The 15598-nt window shown below is 53.4% G+C and carries 13 protein-coding genes and 1 tRNA gene; all 14 read right to left on the minus strand.

Annotated elements, in window-relative coordinates:
- The coding region (locus A3OI_RS20420) for a GTP-binding protein (RefSeq protein WP_018402796.1) at positions 1-96 on the minus strand (96 nt) is incomplete at its 3' end.
- Positions 97-131: 35 nt separating this feature from the next.
- Entirely contained in the window at positions 132-2237 is a 2106-nt protein-coding gene (gene fusA, locus A3OI_RS0114860; RefSeq protein WP_018405043.1) for an elongation factor G, read from the minus strand.
- Positions 2238-2255: 18 nt separating this feature from the next.
- A complete protein-coding gene (gene rpsG / locus A3OI_RS0114865) occupies positions 2256-2726 on the minus strand; it encodes a 30S ribosomal protein S7 (RefSeq protein WP_018405044.1) in 471 nt (156 codons plus the stop codon).
- A 111-nt stretch (positions 2727-2837) separates the two neighbouring features.
- Positions 2838-3212, minus strand: a complete 375-nt coding sequence (rpsL, locus tag A3OI_RS0114870; RefSeq protein ID WP_018405045.1) for a 30S ribosomal protein S12 — start codon at positions 3210-3212, stop codon at positions 2838-2840.
- 164 nt (positions 3213-3376) lie between these two features.
- Complete coding sequence (gene rpoC / locus A3OI_RS0114875; protein ID WP_018405046.1) at positions 3377-7591, minus strand: DNA-directed RNA polymerase subunit beta'; 4215 nt, start codon at positions 7589-7591, stop codon at positions 3377-3379.
- Positions 7592-7667: 76 nt separating this feature from the next.
- Positions 7668-11744: a DNA-directed RNA polymerase subunit beta gene (rpoB, locus tag A3OI_RS0114880; protein WP_018405047.1), complete on the minus strand. Its 4077-nt coding sequence runs from the start codon at positions 11742-11744 to the stop codon at positions 7668-7670.
- Positions 11745-11984: 240 nt separating this feature from the next.
- Positions 11985-12356: a 50S ribosomal protein L7/L12 gene (gene rplL / locus A3OI_RS0114890; RefSeq protein ID WP_018405049.1), complete on the minus strand. Its 372-nt coding sequence runs from the start codon at positions 12354-12356 to the stop codon at positions 11985-11987.
- A 39-nt stretch (positions 12357-12395) separates the two neighbouring features.
- A complete protein-coding gene (rplJ, locus tag A3OI_RS0114895; RefSeq protein ID WP_018405050.1) occupies positions 12396-12926 on the minus strand; it encodes a 50S ribosomal protein L10 in 531 nt (176 codons plus the stop codon).
- A 269-nt stretch (positions 12927-13195) separates the two neighbouring features.
- A complete protein-coding gene (gene rplA / locus A3OI_RS0114900; RefSeq protein WP_018405051.1) occupies positions 13196-13894 on the minus strand; it encodes a 50S ribosomal protein L1 in 699 nt (232 codons plus the stop codon).
- A 1-nt stretch (position 13895) separates the two neighbouring features.
- Positions 13896-14327, minus strand: a complete 432-nt coding sequence (rplK, locus tag A3OI_RS0114905) for a 50S ribosomal protein L11 (protein WP_018405052.1) — start codon at positions 14325-14327, stop codon at positions 13896-13898.
- A gap of 102 nt (positions 14328-14429) precedes the next feature.
- Positions 14430-14963, minus strand: a complete 534-nt coding sequence (gene nusG, locus A3OI_RS0114910; protein WP_018405053.1) for a transcription termination/antitermination protein NusG — start codon at positions 14961-14963, stop codon at positions 14430-14432.
- Between the two features lie 12 nt (positions 14964-14975).
- Positions 14976-15344 (minus strand): preprotein translocase subunit SecE, encoded by a 369-nt coding sequence (gene secE, locus A3OI_RS0114915; RefSeq protein WP_018405054.1) that lies wholly within the window; start codon positions 15342-15344, stop codon positions 14976-14978.
- A gap of 32 nt (positions 15345-15376) precedes the next feature.
- A tRNA-Trp gene (locus tag A3OI_RS0114920) sits at positions 15377-15452 on the minus strand.
- A gap of 52 nt (positions 15453-15504) precedes the next feature.
- On the minus strand, positions 15505-15598 hold a 94-nt coding region (locus tag A3OI_RS22190), incomplete at its 5' end, for an EF-Tu C-terminal domain-related protein (RefSeq protein WP_018405055.1).

The following is a 15598-nucleotide window of genomic DNA, read 5'->3' on the forward strand; positions in this document are numbered from 1 at the left end:
CAGGGCAGCTGTCAGAGTGGTCTTACCATGGTCAACGTGACCAATGGTGCCCACGTTCAAGTGTGGCTTCTTACGTTCGAATTTAGATTTAGACACAGTTACACCTCTTCCTGTTACTCAAGTCTTGGGTATCAACCCTTTTTGATAATTGCTTCGGCAATGTTATTTGGCGCTTCGGCGTACCGCGAAAATTCCATCGCATAGGACGCACGGCCCTGAGTAGCGGAGCGCAGATCTGTGGCGTAACCGAACATTTCCGACAACGGAACGTCGCAACGCACGACCTTTCCACTAACACCGTCTTCCATGCCCTGAATCAGGCCACGACGACGGTTCAGGTCACCTACCACATCACCCATGTAATCTTCAGGTGTTACCACCTCAACCTTCATCATCGGCTCCAACAAAGCCGGACTCGCCTCCAGTGCGCCTTTCTTCATCGCCATGGAACCCGCGATTTTGAACGCCATTTCGTTGGAGTCCACATCGTGGAAGGAACCGTCGTACAAGGTTGCCTTGATACCCAGCAGCGGGTAACCGGCCAGACAGCCGTTCTGCATCTGCTCAATGATACCCTGCTGAACCGCCGGGATGTATTCCTTGGGCACAGCACCACCAACAATTTCGTTGACGAAGATGAAGTTTTCGGCGTCTTCGTGGCCCAGGGGCAGCGGGTCAATCCTGACTTTAACGTGACCGTACTGACCACGACCGCCTGACTGACGCACAAACTTGCCTTCGACATCCACCGACTTGCGGATGCACTCACGATAGGCCACCTGGGGCTTACCGATGTTTGCCTCAACATTGAACTCACGACGCATGCGATCAACGATGATATCCAGATGCAGCTCACCCATACCGGAGATGATCGTCTGACCAGACTCTTCGTCAGTACGGACCTGGAAGGACGGATCTTCCTGAGCCAGCTTACCAAGTGCAACGCCCATCTTCTCCTGATCGGCTTTCGTCTTTGGCTCAACCGCTACCGATATAACCGGATCCGGAAACTCCATGCGCTCGAGAATAATCTTATTGTTCTCGTCGCATAGCGTATCACCCGTGGTGACATTCTTCAGACCAATTGCCGCGGCAATATCACCCGCCAGAACTTCTTTGATCTCTTGGCGATCCTTGGAGTGCATCTGGACCATACGGCCAACACGCTCTCTTTTACCTTTTACCGAGTTGTAAACAGCATTGCCAGACTGAAGCGTGCCAGAGTACACACGGAAGAACGTCAAAGTACCGACAAACGGATCTGTCGCGATCTTGAATGCCAAGGCAGCAAATGGCGCAGAGTCGTCGGCCTTGCGAGTTTCTTCAGCGCCGTTTTCGTTAACTTCACCACGAATCGCCTTAACTTCATCCGGCGCCGGCAAGAATTCAACGACAGAATCCAGTACGGCCTGAACACCCTTGTTCTTGAACGCTGAGCCGCAGCACGCTACAACAATCTCGTTTGCCAGAGTGCGCATCCGAAGACCTTTCTTGATGTCTTCAACGTTGAGCTCACCCTCATCGAGGTAGCGCATCGTTAGTTCATCGTTCGCTTCTGCAGCCGCTTCCATCATTTTTTCGCGGTACAAGGCCACTTCGTCCACCATATCGGCAGGAACATCACGCTGCTCGTAGGTTACGCCAGCGTCGTCCGGATTCCAGTAGATCGCCTTGTTACGAATCAGGTCAACTACACCGGCAAAATTGTCCTCGGCGCCAATCGGCAACTGAACCGGAATACAGTTTGCACCCAGACGCTTTTTAATCTGGTCAACTACGCGCAGGAAGTTAGCACCGGCACGGTCCATCTTGTTGACGAACACCATGCGAGGCACTTCGTACTTATTAGCCTGGCGCCACACAGTCTCGGACTGCGGTTCAACACCGGAAGAACCACAGAACACAACAACAGCGCCGTCAAGCACACGCAATGAACGCTCTACCTCGATGGTAAAGTCAACGTGCCCCGGAGTGTCGATGATATTGATGCGGTGCTCGGGATATTGCTTATCCATGCCCTGCCAGAAACAGGTCGTTGCAGCAGACGTAATAGTAATACCACGCTCCTGCTCCTGCTCCATCCAGTCCATGGTGGCCGCGCCGTCATGAACTTCACCGATTTTATGCGAAACACCTGTATAGAACAGGACTCGCTCGGTGGTTGTGGTTTTGCCCGCATCAACGTGCGCAACAATACCAATGTTTCTATATCGCTTAATCGGAGTCTTACGTGCCACTGTACAAACCTCGGCTGTTTAGAAACGGAAGTGAGAGAACGCCTTGTTGGCTTCTGCCATGCGATGAACATCTTCACGCTTCTTGACAGCGGCACCCTTACTTTCTACGGCATCGAGGATTTCCCCGGCCAAGCGCAGCGCCATGGATTTTTCACCGCGCTTTCGTGAAAAGTCAACGAGCCAGCGCATAGCCAGCGCGTGCTGACGGGAAGGCCGTACTTCTACAGGCACCTGGTAGGTAGCACCACCCACACGACGGGACTTAACCTCTACCATCGGCTGGATGTTCTCCAGGGCCTTTTCGAACATGTCGATCGGCTCTTCTTTGGATTTTTCGGCAACAATGGTGAGCGCGCCATAAACGATGCGCTCTGCTACGCCTTTTTTGCCGCTTTCCATCACGTGGTTGATGAATTTGGCAAGACGTGCACTGCCGAACTTCGGATCTGGGATAATATCCCGCTTTGCTGCAATTCTTCTTCTAGGCATCGATAAGCCCTTAATGTCAAAAGGTCTTCAGGAACCCCTGAGATAGCATCAGCTACTCAGCCTTACTCTCATCGTTCTAACAAGCAACGATAAAAGACACCCGATCTAAGATCAGGATTTGGGTCGTTTTGTACCGTACTTGGAGCGGCCCTGCTTACGGTTCTGTACACCCTGGGTGTCCAGTGTTCCGCGAACGGTGTGATAGCGCACACCCGGAAGGTCTTTTACTCGACCACCACGGATTAGCACAACACTGTGCTCCTGAAGGTTGTGACCTTCACCACCAATGTAAGAGGAAACCTCGAAGCCGTTAGTAAGACGAACACGACACACTTTACGCAGTGCTGAGTTCGGCTTCTTTGGCGTTGTGGTATACACACGAGTGCACACACCACGGCGCTGAGGACATGCCTGAAGAGCAGGAACATCGCTCTTGGCTACCTTGCGCTTACGAGGCTTACGCACCAACTGATTAATCGTTGCCATGTAAGCAAACTCCAAAAAACCGTATAAATGAAATCTACCCCCAATGAAGGGGGTAAAATTTAGGGGACGCAAGTTTAAGCCCGCGCCCCCGGACAGTCAAGATGACTGTTCTCTTTTTAACCACCCAGGTGTGAGTAACTACCCCTAGGTGGCCGCCGTTTAACTCAGCCTTCGCGGTTGAGTTCGGCGCTCAGTGCTTCTTCAACATCGGCCGCAGTCACGCCCTGCTGTTCCAGTTCGCGCTTGCGACGACGTGCCGCGTGATACGCCAGACCGGTACCCGCAGGTATCAGTCGACCAACCACCACGTTTTCTTTCAGGCCGCGCAGGTAGTCACGCTTGCCGGTTACTGCACCTTCGGTGAGTACCCGCGTGGTTTCCTGGAACGAAGCCGCAGAAATAAACGACTCGGTTGCCAGCGACGCTTTGGTAATACCCAACAACAGACGTTCGAACCGTGCCGGTTCTTTGTCGGCGACATTAGCCGCTTCGTTGGCTTCCAGTACCCGGTTGAGTTCGACAGAATCGCCAGAAATCATCTGGGTATCGCCCGGATCGGTGATTTCAACTTTGCGCAGCATCTGACGCACAATAACTTCGATGTGCTTGTCGTTGATGACCACGCCTTGCAGACGGTAGACGTCCTGGATTTCGTTGGTAATGTACCTTGCCAACTCAACCACACCCAGCAGACGCAAAATATCGTGCGGGTTCGACGGGCCGTCCGAGATTACCTCACCCTTTTCAACCGTTTCGCCTTCAAACACGTTCATCTGACGGTGCTTGGGAATCAGCACTTCGTAGACATCGGCATCACGCGGGGTAATCACCAGGCGCTTCTTGCCTTTGGTTTCCTTGCCAAAAGACACGGTACCGCTGACTTCCGCGAGAATCGACGACACTTTCGGGCGACGAGCCTCAAACAGATCCGCAACCCGCGGCAGACCACCGGTGATGTCACGGGTCTTCGAACTTTCCTGGGGAATACGTGCAACCACGTCACCCAGCTCGATGCGAGCGCTGTTCGCCATAGTCACCAAAGCGTTAGCGGGCAGGAAGAAGATCGCCGCGCCTCCCGTCGGCAGATCAACATCGTTGCCGGCCTCATCCAACATCTGGATAGCAGGACGAATGTCCTTACCAGCGGCCGGGCGCTCTTTCGGATCGATAACTTCCATTGTCGACAGGCCGGTAAGATCGTCGGTCTGGGTGCGCACGGTAATGCCCTGGTCCATGTTGACGAACTTGGCTGCACCTTCGGCTTCGGCAATGATCGGGTGAGTGTGCGGATCCCATTTTGCCACGACTATGCCAGCTTCAATCACGTCGCCGGTTTTCACCGACAGTACGGCGCCGTAAGGCAGCTTGTACCACTCGCGTTCACGGCCCTGTTCGTCGGCAATCGCCAACGCCGAGGAGCGAGAAATAACCACCAGTGACCCGTTGCTCTTTTCCAACGACTTCAAGTTGTGCAAGCGAACGATACCACCGTGCTTGACCTGAATATTGTCTACCGCAGAAGCCCGACTTGCCGCACCACCGATGTGGAAGGTGCGCATGGTCAGCTGGGTACCAGGTTCACCAATAGACTGGGCTGCGATAACGCCAACAGCTTCGCCCACGTTAACCTGATGGCCACGAGCCAGATCACGTCCATAGCACTTGGAGCAGATGCCGTGTCGGGTATTACAGGTAATCGCAGAGCGCACCCATACTTCATCGACACCAGCGCCTTCAATCGCTTCGATGGCTTTTTCGTCCAGCAAAGTACCGGCCAAAATAATGGCGTTGTCTTTGTCGGTCGGCGTAAAGGCATCACGCGCCGTTACCCGGCCCAGTACCCGCGCACCCAAAGGCACAACAACGTCGCCGCCTTCGATGTGCGGTATCATCAACAGACCTTCGGTGGTTCCGCAATCTACTTCGGTAACCACCAGATCCTGAGACACATCCACCAGGCGACGGGTCAGGTAACCAGAGTTTGCGGTCTTCAGAGCGGTATCTGCCAAGCCCTTACGAGCACCGTGGGTGGAAATAAAGTACTGCAGTACGTTAAGACCTTCACGGAAGTTGGCGGTAATCGGCGTTTCGATGATCGAGCCATCTGGCTTGGCCATCAAACCACGCATACCTGCAAGCTGACGAATCTGCGCCGCGGAACCCCGGGCACCGGAATCGGCCATCATGTACACGGAGTTGAAAGACTCCTGCATGACCGGCTCACCGTTCTCATCCATCAACGGCTTGCCGTCAGGCCCCATAACCGCTTCTTTTGCCAAGCGCTCCATCATGGCCTTAGAGACCTTGTCGTTGGCGCGTGACCAGATGTCGATAACCTTGTTGTACTTTTCGCCCTGAGTCAGCAGACCGGACGCGTACTGGTTTTCAATATCTTTTACTTCCTGTGTCGCAGCATCCACCAGCTGGTACTTCTCTGGCGGAATTTCGAAGTCATTAAAGCCAATCGAAATGCCGGATACGGTGGCGTACTGATAACCGGTGTACATCAGCTGGTCAGCAAAAATAACCGTTTCTTTCAGACCCGCATCGCGGTAACAGATGTTGATCAGGTTAGAGATTGCTTTCTTGACCATCGGCTTGTTGATCAGGCTGTAAGACAGGCCATCAGGCACAATGTCAAACAACAGCGCACGACCCACCGTGGTTTCCACGATGTTATAACTCTCGCTACGGCTGCCGTCTTCGGCGATCGCCACTTCCCTTACCCGGACTTTAACTGTGGCTTGCAGGTGTACTTTGCCAGCGCCGTAAGCGCGGTGTACTTCTTTAACATCGGCAAACACCATGCCCTGGCCCAGCGCGTTTTTGCGCTCGCGGGTCATATAGTACAGACCCAGTACCACGTCTTGCGACGGCACAATGATAGGCTCGCCGTTTGCCGGTGACAGCACGTTGTTGGTGGACATCATCAACGCTCGCGCTTCCAGCTGGGCTTCGATAGTCAACGGTACGTGTACCGCCATCTGGTCCCCGTCGAAGTCGGCGTTGTAAGCAGCACACACCAGCGGATGCAGCTGGATAGCCTTGCCTTCAATCAGTACCGGTTCGAACGCCTGAATGCCCAAACGGTGCAGCGTAGGCGCACGGTTCAGCATGATCGGGTGTTCACGGATGATGTCGTCCAGAATGTCCCAGACCACACCCTCTTCGCGCTCGACCATTTTCTTGGCCGCTTTGATGGTGGTGGCCAGGCCGCGATGCTCAAGTTTGGAGAAAATAAACGGCTTGAACAATTCCAGCGCCATCTTCTTGGGCAGACCACACTGGTGCAGGCGCAGGTACGGCCCTACTACGATGACCGAACGGCCCGAGTAGTCGACTCGCTTACCCAGCAAGTTCTGACGGAAACGACCTTGCTTGCCTTTAATCATATCGGCAAGGGATTTCAGCGGACGCTTGTTAGTGCCAGTAATGGCACGCCCGCGGCGCCCGTTATCCAGCAACGCGTCAACCGCTTCCTGCAACATGCGCTTTTCGTTACGCACGATAATGTCGGGCGCGTTCAGCTCCAACAGGCGTTTCAGGCGGTTGTTACGGTTGATCACCCGACGGTACAGATCGTTCAGGTCGGAGGTCGCAAAACGACCACCGTCCAACGGTACCAAGGGGCGAAGGTCTGGCGGCAGCACCGGCAGAACAGTCATCACCATGTCGCCCGGCTTGTTGCCGGAGTACAGGAACGCCTCAAGAATTTTCAGGCGCTTGCTGAATTTCTTGATTTTGGTTTCCGAGTTGGTCTGCGGAATTTCTTCACGCAAACGGTCAACTTCTTCCTGCAGGTCGATGGCTTGCAGAAGTTCTTTGATGGCCTCGGCGCCCATGCGAGCGTCGAACTCATCACCGAACTCTTCCAGAGCTTCGAAGTACTGCTCGTCGTTCAGCAGTTGACCGCGCTCCAGCGTAGTCATGCCTGGTTCAATCACGATGAAGGATTCGAAGTACAACACCCGCTCTATATCGCGCAGAGTCATGTCCAACATCAGACCGATGCGTGACGGCAGCGACTTAAGGAACCAGATGTGAGCTGCCGGGCTGGCCAGCTCGATGTGACCCATGCGATCGCGGCGGACGCTGGCCAAAGCCACCTCCACGCCACACTTTTCGCAAATAACACCGCGGTGCTTCAAGCGCTTGTACTTTCCGCACAGGCACTCGTAGTCTTTGATCGGGCCAAAAATCTTGGCACAGAACAAACCGTCACGCTCTGGTTTGAACGTGCGGTAGTTGATCGTTTCAGGCTTTTTCACTTCACCGAAGGACCAGGAACGGATCATGTCAGGTGATGCCAGACCAATACGGATGGCATCAAATTCTTTGCTCTGATTCTGGCTCTTGAGAAGATTCAATAAATCTTTCATCAGTAAAAGCTCCGGATGGCGTTAATCTCGGGCGGGCACCAACGGTGCCCGCTCACGCTGCCAAAAACAATTCGGCTCAATCGGATTCCAGCTCGATGTCGATACCCAACGAGCGAATTTCTTTGACAAGAACGTTGAAGGATTCGGGCATGCCCGGCTCCATACGATGATCGCCATCAACAATGTTCTTGTACATTCTGGTCCGACCGTTTACATCATCAGACTTGACGGTAAGCATTTCCTGCAGTGTATACGCTGCACCGTAGGCTTCCAGAGCCCACACTTCCATCTCGCCAAAGCGCTGACCACCGAACTGCGCCTTACCACCCAGCGGCTGCTGGGTAACCAGGCTGTACGAGCCAGTGGAACGAGCGTGCATCTTGTCATCGATCAAGTGGTTCAGTTTGAGGATATACATATACCCTACTGTGATCAGACGATCGAAAGCATCACCGGTACGGCCATCGAACAGTCGGGTCTGACCGGTTGTGCTAAAGCCTGCCAGCTCGAGCATGTGTTTAACTTCAGCTTCTTGAGCGCCGTCAAACACCGGCGTAGCCATGGGCACACCACCGCGAAGGTTGTTACACAGGTCGAGGATTTCCCGATCGTTCAGGGAATCCAGATCTACCTGTGTCACTTCGGCTGAATGGTTGTAAATCTCATCCAGCAGTTTACGAAGCTCAGCAACCTTGCGCTGCTCATCCAGCATACGACTGATACGCTCGCCCAGGCCTTTGGCTGCGGCACCCAAATGGGTTTCCAGAACCTGACCTACGTTCATGCGCGACGGCACACCCAGAGGGTTCAGAACGATATCAACGGTATTGCCGAACTCGTCATACGGCATATCTTCAATCGGCTTGACTGCCGAAATTACACCCTTGTTACCGTGACGACCCGCCATCTTGTCACCTGGCTGGATGCTGCGCTTGATAGCCAAGTACACTTTGACGATTTTCTGAACGCCCGGCGCCAGATCATCACCCTGCTGCAACTTACGTTTCTTGTCGTCAAAACGCGCTTCGTGATCTTTCTTGCGCTCTTCCAGGCCCTGCTCGGATTTCTCCAGCAGCTCATTCAAATCGTCGCCTTTCATGCGCAATTTGAACCATTCCGGACGCGGCAGGTTCAACAGATAATCCGCTTCCAGCTTGCTGCCTTTTTTCAGGCCTGGGCTACTGATCACTTCCTGGCCCTCAAGGGCGCTCAGCAAGCGCTCGTAGGTGGCACCTTCAACAATGCGATACTCGTCCTTTAAATCTTTGCGGTACTTGTCCAGCTGCTGCTTTTCAATCACTTGCGCACGCTGGTCCTTTTCGATGCCGTCACGGGTGAATACCTGAACATCGATAATCGTACCACGGGTGCCTGTCGGCACGCGGGAGGAGGTGTCTTTTACATCGGACGCCTTCTCACCGAAGATAGCCCTTAGGAGCTTCTCCTCCGGCGTCAACTGGGTTTCACCTTTCGGTGTTACCTTGCCGACCAGAATATCTCCGGCGCTGACTTCCGCGCCAATATAGACAATGCCGGACTCATCCAGCTTGGACAGCGCGCTCTCACCCACGTTCGGGATGTCGGCGGTAATTTCCTCGCTACCCAGCTTGGTATCCCGCGCCACACAGGTCAGTTCCTGAATATGGATCGTGGTCAGGCGATCTTCCTGCACCACTTTTTCGGAGATAAGGATGGAATCCTCAAAGTTGTAACCGTTCCAGGGCATGAACGCGATGCGCATGTTCTGGCCCAGCGCCAACTCACCAAGATCTACTGATGGACCGTCGGCCAGTATGTCACCACGAGCAATGACATCGCCCTGGCGCACGATCGAGCGCTGGTTAATACAGGTGTTCTGGTTCGAACGGGTGTATTTGGTGAGGTTATAGATATCCACACCAGCGTCACCAGCTTCGGTCTCTTCGTTGTTCACGCGTACTACAATACGTGCCGCGTCAACGCTTTCAATTTCACCGCCACGACGAGCGGTTACGCACACGCCAGAATCCTGGGCCACGATACGCTCAACACCCGTACCCACCAAAGGCACTTGTGCGCGTAGCGTAGGTACGGCTTGGCGTTGCATGTTCGCACCCATCAGAGCGCGGTTAGCATCATCGTGCTCGAGGAACGGAATCAGCGATGCAGCTACGGAAACAACCTGACGCGGTGACACGTCCATGAAGTTAACCGCTTCCGGTGGCATAACCGTGGTTTCGTTCTGGTGACGAACCGTCACCAGCTCCTCAACCAGACGATTACCGTCGTCCATCTCTGCACTGGCCTGGGCGATAACGTAGTTGCTTTCTTCAATGGCAGACAGGTATACCAGCTCGTCGGTGACCAAGCCATCGGCTACTTTCCGGTACGGGCTTTCTAAAAAGCCGTAGGAGTTGGCACGGGCAAAAGTCGCCAGAGAGTTGATCAGGCCGATGTTCGGGCCTTCCGGTGTTTCGATCGGACACACGCGGCCGTAATGGGTCGGGTGTACGTCGCGAACCTCAAAGCCGGCGCGCTCACGGGTCAGACCGCCTGGCCCAAGTGCAGAAATGCGGCGTTTGTGAGTCACTTCTGACAGCGGGTTGTTCTGGTCCATAAACTGGGACAGCTGGCTGGAGCCAAAGAACTCCTTCACCGCCGCCGCAACTGGCTTGGCGTTGATCAGGTCCTGAGGCATCAAACCTTCGCTTTCTGCCAGGCTCAGACGCTCGCGCACGGCGCGCTCTACGCGCACCAAACCAACACGGAACTGGTTTTCGGCCATCTCGCCGACACAACGCACACGGCGGTTGCCCAGGTTATCGATGTCGTCTACCTGGCCTTGTCCGTTACGGATGTCGATCAGCGTCTTAAGCACGTCGATAATATCGGCGTGGGTCAGAATGCTCTCACCGGTGCTTTCATCGCGGCGCAAACGACGGCTCAACTTCATACGGCCGACTGCAGACAGGTCGTAACGCTCTTCAGAAAAGAACAAATTGTTGAACAGATTTTCCGCCGACTCTTTCGTGGGCGGCTCTCCGGGACGCATCATCCGGTAGATTTCTACCAGCGCTTCCAGCGGTGTGCGGCTAGGATCGTTGCGCAAGGTGTCCGACATGAACGGACCACAATCCAGATCGTTGGTGTACAGCGTTTCAATGTCCGTAACGCCAGCGTCCAGGATGGTGGTGATCAGCTCTGCGGTCAGCTCCGAGTTACACTCAACCAGCATTTCCCCGGTTTTGGTGTCGATCATGTCTTTGGCCAAAACGCGGCCATACAGATACTCGGTCGGCACTTCCAGCTCGGAGATATTGGCTTTTTCAAGCTGCTTGATATGGCGCGCGGTAATACGACGGCCTTCTTCAGCAATCACGTTACCGTCATTGTCTTTGATATCGAAAGTTGCGATATCGCCACGAAGACGGCTTGGAACCAGTTCAAGCTTGCACGTTTCAGCGCCAATGTTGAACTTCGAGGTTTCGAAGAACATTGCCAGCATTTGCTCGGAGGTGTAACCCAGCGAGCGCAGCAAGATGGTCGCCGGCAGTTTGCGGCGACGATCGATGCGCACAAATACGGCATCTTTCGGGTCAAACTCGAAGTCCAACCAGGAGCCACGATAAGGAATCACCCGGGCTGAGTACAACAGCTTGCCGGAGGAGTGGGTCTTACCCTTGTCGTGATCAAAGAATACACCCGGTGAACGATGCAGCTGGGAAACGATAACACGCTCGGTACCATTGATAACGAAGGTACCGTTTTCAGTCATCAGGGGCATTTCGCCCATGTAGACTTCCTGTTCCTTGATGTCCTTGATCGCCTTGTTGGACGATTCACGGTCATAAATAATCAGGCGAACTTTCACGCGCAAAGGCGCGGCATAGGTGACGCCCCGAAGCTGACATTCTTTGACGTCAAAAACCGGCTCACCTATACGGTAACTCACGTATTCAAGCGCGGCATTACCAGAGTAACTGGCAATCGGGAATACGGATTTGAAGGCCGCATGAAGACCGGTTTCCCGGCGATCTTCAGCAGCAGATTCGCTTTGAAGGAAGTCCCGGAACGAGTCCAGCTGAATAGACAGCAAATAGGGGACATCCATCACGGACGGCAACTTACTAAAATCTTTGCGGATCCGCTTTTTTTCAGTGTAGGAGTAACTCATCTGCATTCCCCAGCGTTAAATCTGATACCTGGTATCAAGAAGCAACCATTGTTCTGCTTCGGGGCCGAATTGCTCGGCATATCGCGCCGTCTTGAACGTGAACCTGATTACGGCCCGGTGGCTCAAAATCAACCAAAAACCGCTTTCAGACTCTATAGCATATACAACAGAAAAAGGCCGGTGGCTCATAAGCCACCAGCCTGACCATGCTAGTGCATGGCGCCGATCAGAAACCGACTATTACTTAAGCTCAACAGAAGCGCCTGCTTCCTCAAGCTTCTTCTTGGCTTCTTCAGCTTCGGCTTTGCTAGCGCCTTCCTTAATAGTAGAAGGAGCGCCGTCAACCATTTCCTTCGCTTCTTTCAGGCCCAGGCCTGTCAGCTCGCGAACGGCTTTGATGACGTTAACTTTCTTTTCGCCGATTCCGGTCAATACTACGTCGAATTCGGTCTGCTCTTCAACAACTTCAGCGACAGCGGCAGCAGGTGCAGCGGCAACAGCAGCGGCAGCAGAAACGCCGAATTTTTCTTCCATTGCTTCAACCAGAGCAACAACATCCATTACGCTCATTTCAGCAATTGCGTTCAAAATCTCTTCGTGGGACAGAGCCATGACTTTCTCCGAAAAATAATAAAATGGTGTTCAACAGAATCAAGCAGCTTCTTGCTTCTGGTCGCGAACTGCCGCTACTGCACGGGTTACTTTGGTTGGAACTTCGATCAAAGTACGTGCGAGCTTGGTGATTGGTGCCTGTGTAACCGCTGCCAGCATAGTCAACGCTTCGTGACGCGTTGGTAGCTTGGCAAGGCGATCGATCTGGTCTGCGCTCATCAAAACTCCGCCAACGGCAAGACCTTTGATTTCGAACGCTTCTTTCTCTTTGGCAAAATCTTTCAACAGACGCGCAGCGGCGCCTGGATCTTCCATTGAAAAAGCCAGAATAGTCGGGCCGACCAGGGCCTCGCCGATGCATTCGAACTCGGTGCCGCGAATGGCGATCTTAGCCAGGTTGTTACGAACAACCTGAAGATGCACATTTTCAGCACGAGCTCTTGCACGCAGAGCCGTCATATCACCAGAGGTGACACCACGGTAGTCAGCCAGAACAACAGACAGAGCACCACCGGCAGTCTCGTTGACTTCAGCGACGATCGCTTTCTTGTCTTCGAGTCTAATTGCCACTGGATTTCTCCTCGATTTCGCCGGGAAAATCCCGGCAAACCCATCTATGCCCTCGAAAGCTTCTTCCCAACCTGCCTACTTTCTGCAGTGATTGCGATCCACTCTCTACGGGCGCCTAACGGTGTTTGGGTTCAGAGAACGTCTTCACACCGTCTGCGCAGGTATTGCTTTAACCCCTGTAGCGCTTTCAAAAAAGCAGCTTCGGGGGCCTGCGGTCTTTGACAGCCTTGGCTTCCGCCCAGACTACAAAGCAACTACCGATCAGACGCCTAGATATCCAGAGCGCTCTGATCAATAGTCAGGCCAGGCCCCATGGTCGAAGACAGTGTGATCTTCTTCAGATACACGCCTTTGGACGATGAAGGCTTAGCCTTTTTCAAATCTGCAATCAGTGCTTCCAGGTTTTCCTGAATGTTCTTCGCAGAGAATTCAACATTACCCAGTGGAGAATGGATAATGCCGTTTTTATCAGTACGGTAGCGAACCTGACCTGCTTTAGCGTTTTTAACCGCTGTGGCTACGTCGGGGGTTACGGTACCTACTTTAGGGTTTGGCATAAGGCCACGGGGGCCCAGGATCTGACCCAGCTGGCCCACAACGCGCATAGCATCAGGGCTGGCGATAACCACGTCAAAATCCATGTTGCCTTTTTTGATCTCATCGGCCAAATCATCCATACCAACAATGTCGGCACCGGCTTCTTTGGCTTTCTCAACGTTAGCGCCCTGGGTAAATACAGCAACGCGAACCGTTTTACCGGTACCGTGCGGCAGAACCGTGCTGCTACGTACGACCTGATCGGATTTACGCGCATCCACACCCAGATTTACGGCGACGTCTACAGATTCTTTGAACTTAACGTGCTGACCCAGCTCAACCAGAAGGGCGACCGCATCTTCCATAGTGTATGCACGGCCAGCTTCTACTTTTTCACGAATCAACGTTTGACGCTTGCTTGGCTTTGACATGTTACAGGCCCTCCACGGTCAGGCCCATACTGCGGGCTGTACCTGCAATGGTCCGAACCGCAGCATCCATAGTGGCGGCGGTCAGGTCCGGCTCTTTCATTTTCGCAATTTCTTCGATCTGCTCGCGAGTCACTTTGCCAACTTTATCGGTGTTCGGCCGACCAGAACCACTTTTCACGCCTGCCGCTTTCAGCAGCAGTACCGGCGCGGGCGGGGTTTTGGTGATAAACGTAAAGCTGCGATCGCTGTATACGGTGATCACGGTAGGAATAGGAAGGCCCTGCTCCATATCCTGCGTCCTAGCGTTGAACGCCTTGCAGAATTCCATGATATTTACGCCGCGCTGACCCAGAGCCGGGCCAACGGGGGGGCTTGGATTGGCCTTACCGGCAGCAACCTGTAGCTTGATATAGGCATCAATTTTCTTTGCCATGATAACTCTCCTATGGGTTCAAACGCTTTTCAGCTCCCCGTTTGCAGACACAAAAAGCCCGCGACGCCATGGCGCGCGAGCTTTTATCTTATTGCTGCTAAATCAGTCTTTTTCTACCTGACCAAACTCCAGTTCAACCGGAGTTGATCGGCCAAAGATCAATACAGCAACCTTGACACGACTCTTGTCGTAATCAACTCCCTCAACAACGCCATTGAAGTCCGCAAAGGGCCCTTCAACGACGCGAACAACTTCGCCCGGCTCAAACAGAGTTTTCGGCTTGGGCTTGTCAACACCGCTTTCAAGGCGACGAAGAATCGCGTCCGCTTCTTTTTCCGTAATAGGCACGGGCTTTTCTTTCGTACCGCCAATAAATCCGAGAACACGAGGCGTATTCTTTACAAGATGCCAGGTTGCGTCTTCAAGTTCCATCTGGACCAATACGTATCCGGGATAGAATTTGCGTTCACTTTTGCGTTTCTTGCCGTCACGCATCTCGACGACTTCCTCGGTCGGAACCAGGATCTCGCCAAACTGCTCTTCCAGTCCGTTAAGAGCAATGCGCTCCTTCAGGGTGCGCATTACATGCTTTTCGAAGCCAGAATACGCATGTACCACGTACCAGCGCTTAGCCATTGCCCACTCCCGTTAACCGATAAATCTGGCGACCAACAAACTGATTAGCGAGTCCATAACCCACAACAGCAAAGCCACAACTAAAACAAACACAATCACGATGGCCGTTGTCTGTATGAGTTCCGGCCTTGTGGGCCAAACCACTTTGCGAATTTCGACACGCGCCTCTTTTAGAAGCGCAGCAAAGCGGCCGCCACGTGATGTTTGCACTGCAACAAAAGCCGCGATAGCAGCTAATACTACTAATGCAATCACGCGATAAAGCAAAGACTCAGCAGCAAAATACTGATTACCAACCACGCCAACCGTGACCAGCAAAAATACTACAAGCCACTTCACAACATCTAAGCGGCTGCTTGATTGAACAGATCTTGACTCCATAGGAATCAACTTATGTATCTAGATGTTAAAAATGGCAGGCCAGGAGGGAATCGAACCCCCAACCTGCGGTTTTGGAGACCGCTGCTCTGCCAATTGAGCTACTGGCCTGCACCGAAACAACTCAGTGCACTTTCACCCCAGTAACACCCTAACTCGGGTATTACTCGAGAATCTTGGCAACAACACCGGCGCCTACGGTACGGCCGCCTTCGCGAATCGCGAAGCGCAGACCATCTTCCATGGCGATCGGAGCA

This window comes from Marinobacter gelidimuriae (genome assembly GCF_000372805.1).
GTDB lineage: Bacteria > Pseudomonadota > Gammaproteobacteria > Pseudomonadales > Oleiphilaceae > Marinobacter > Marinobacter gelidimuriae.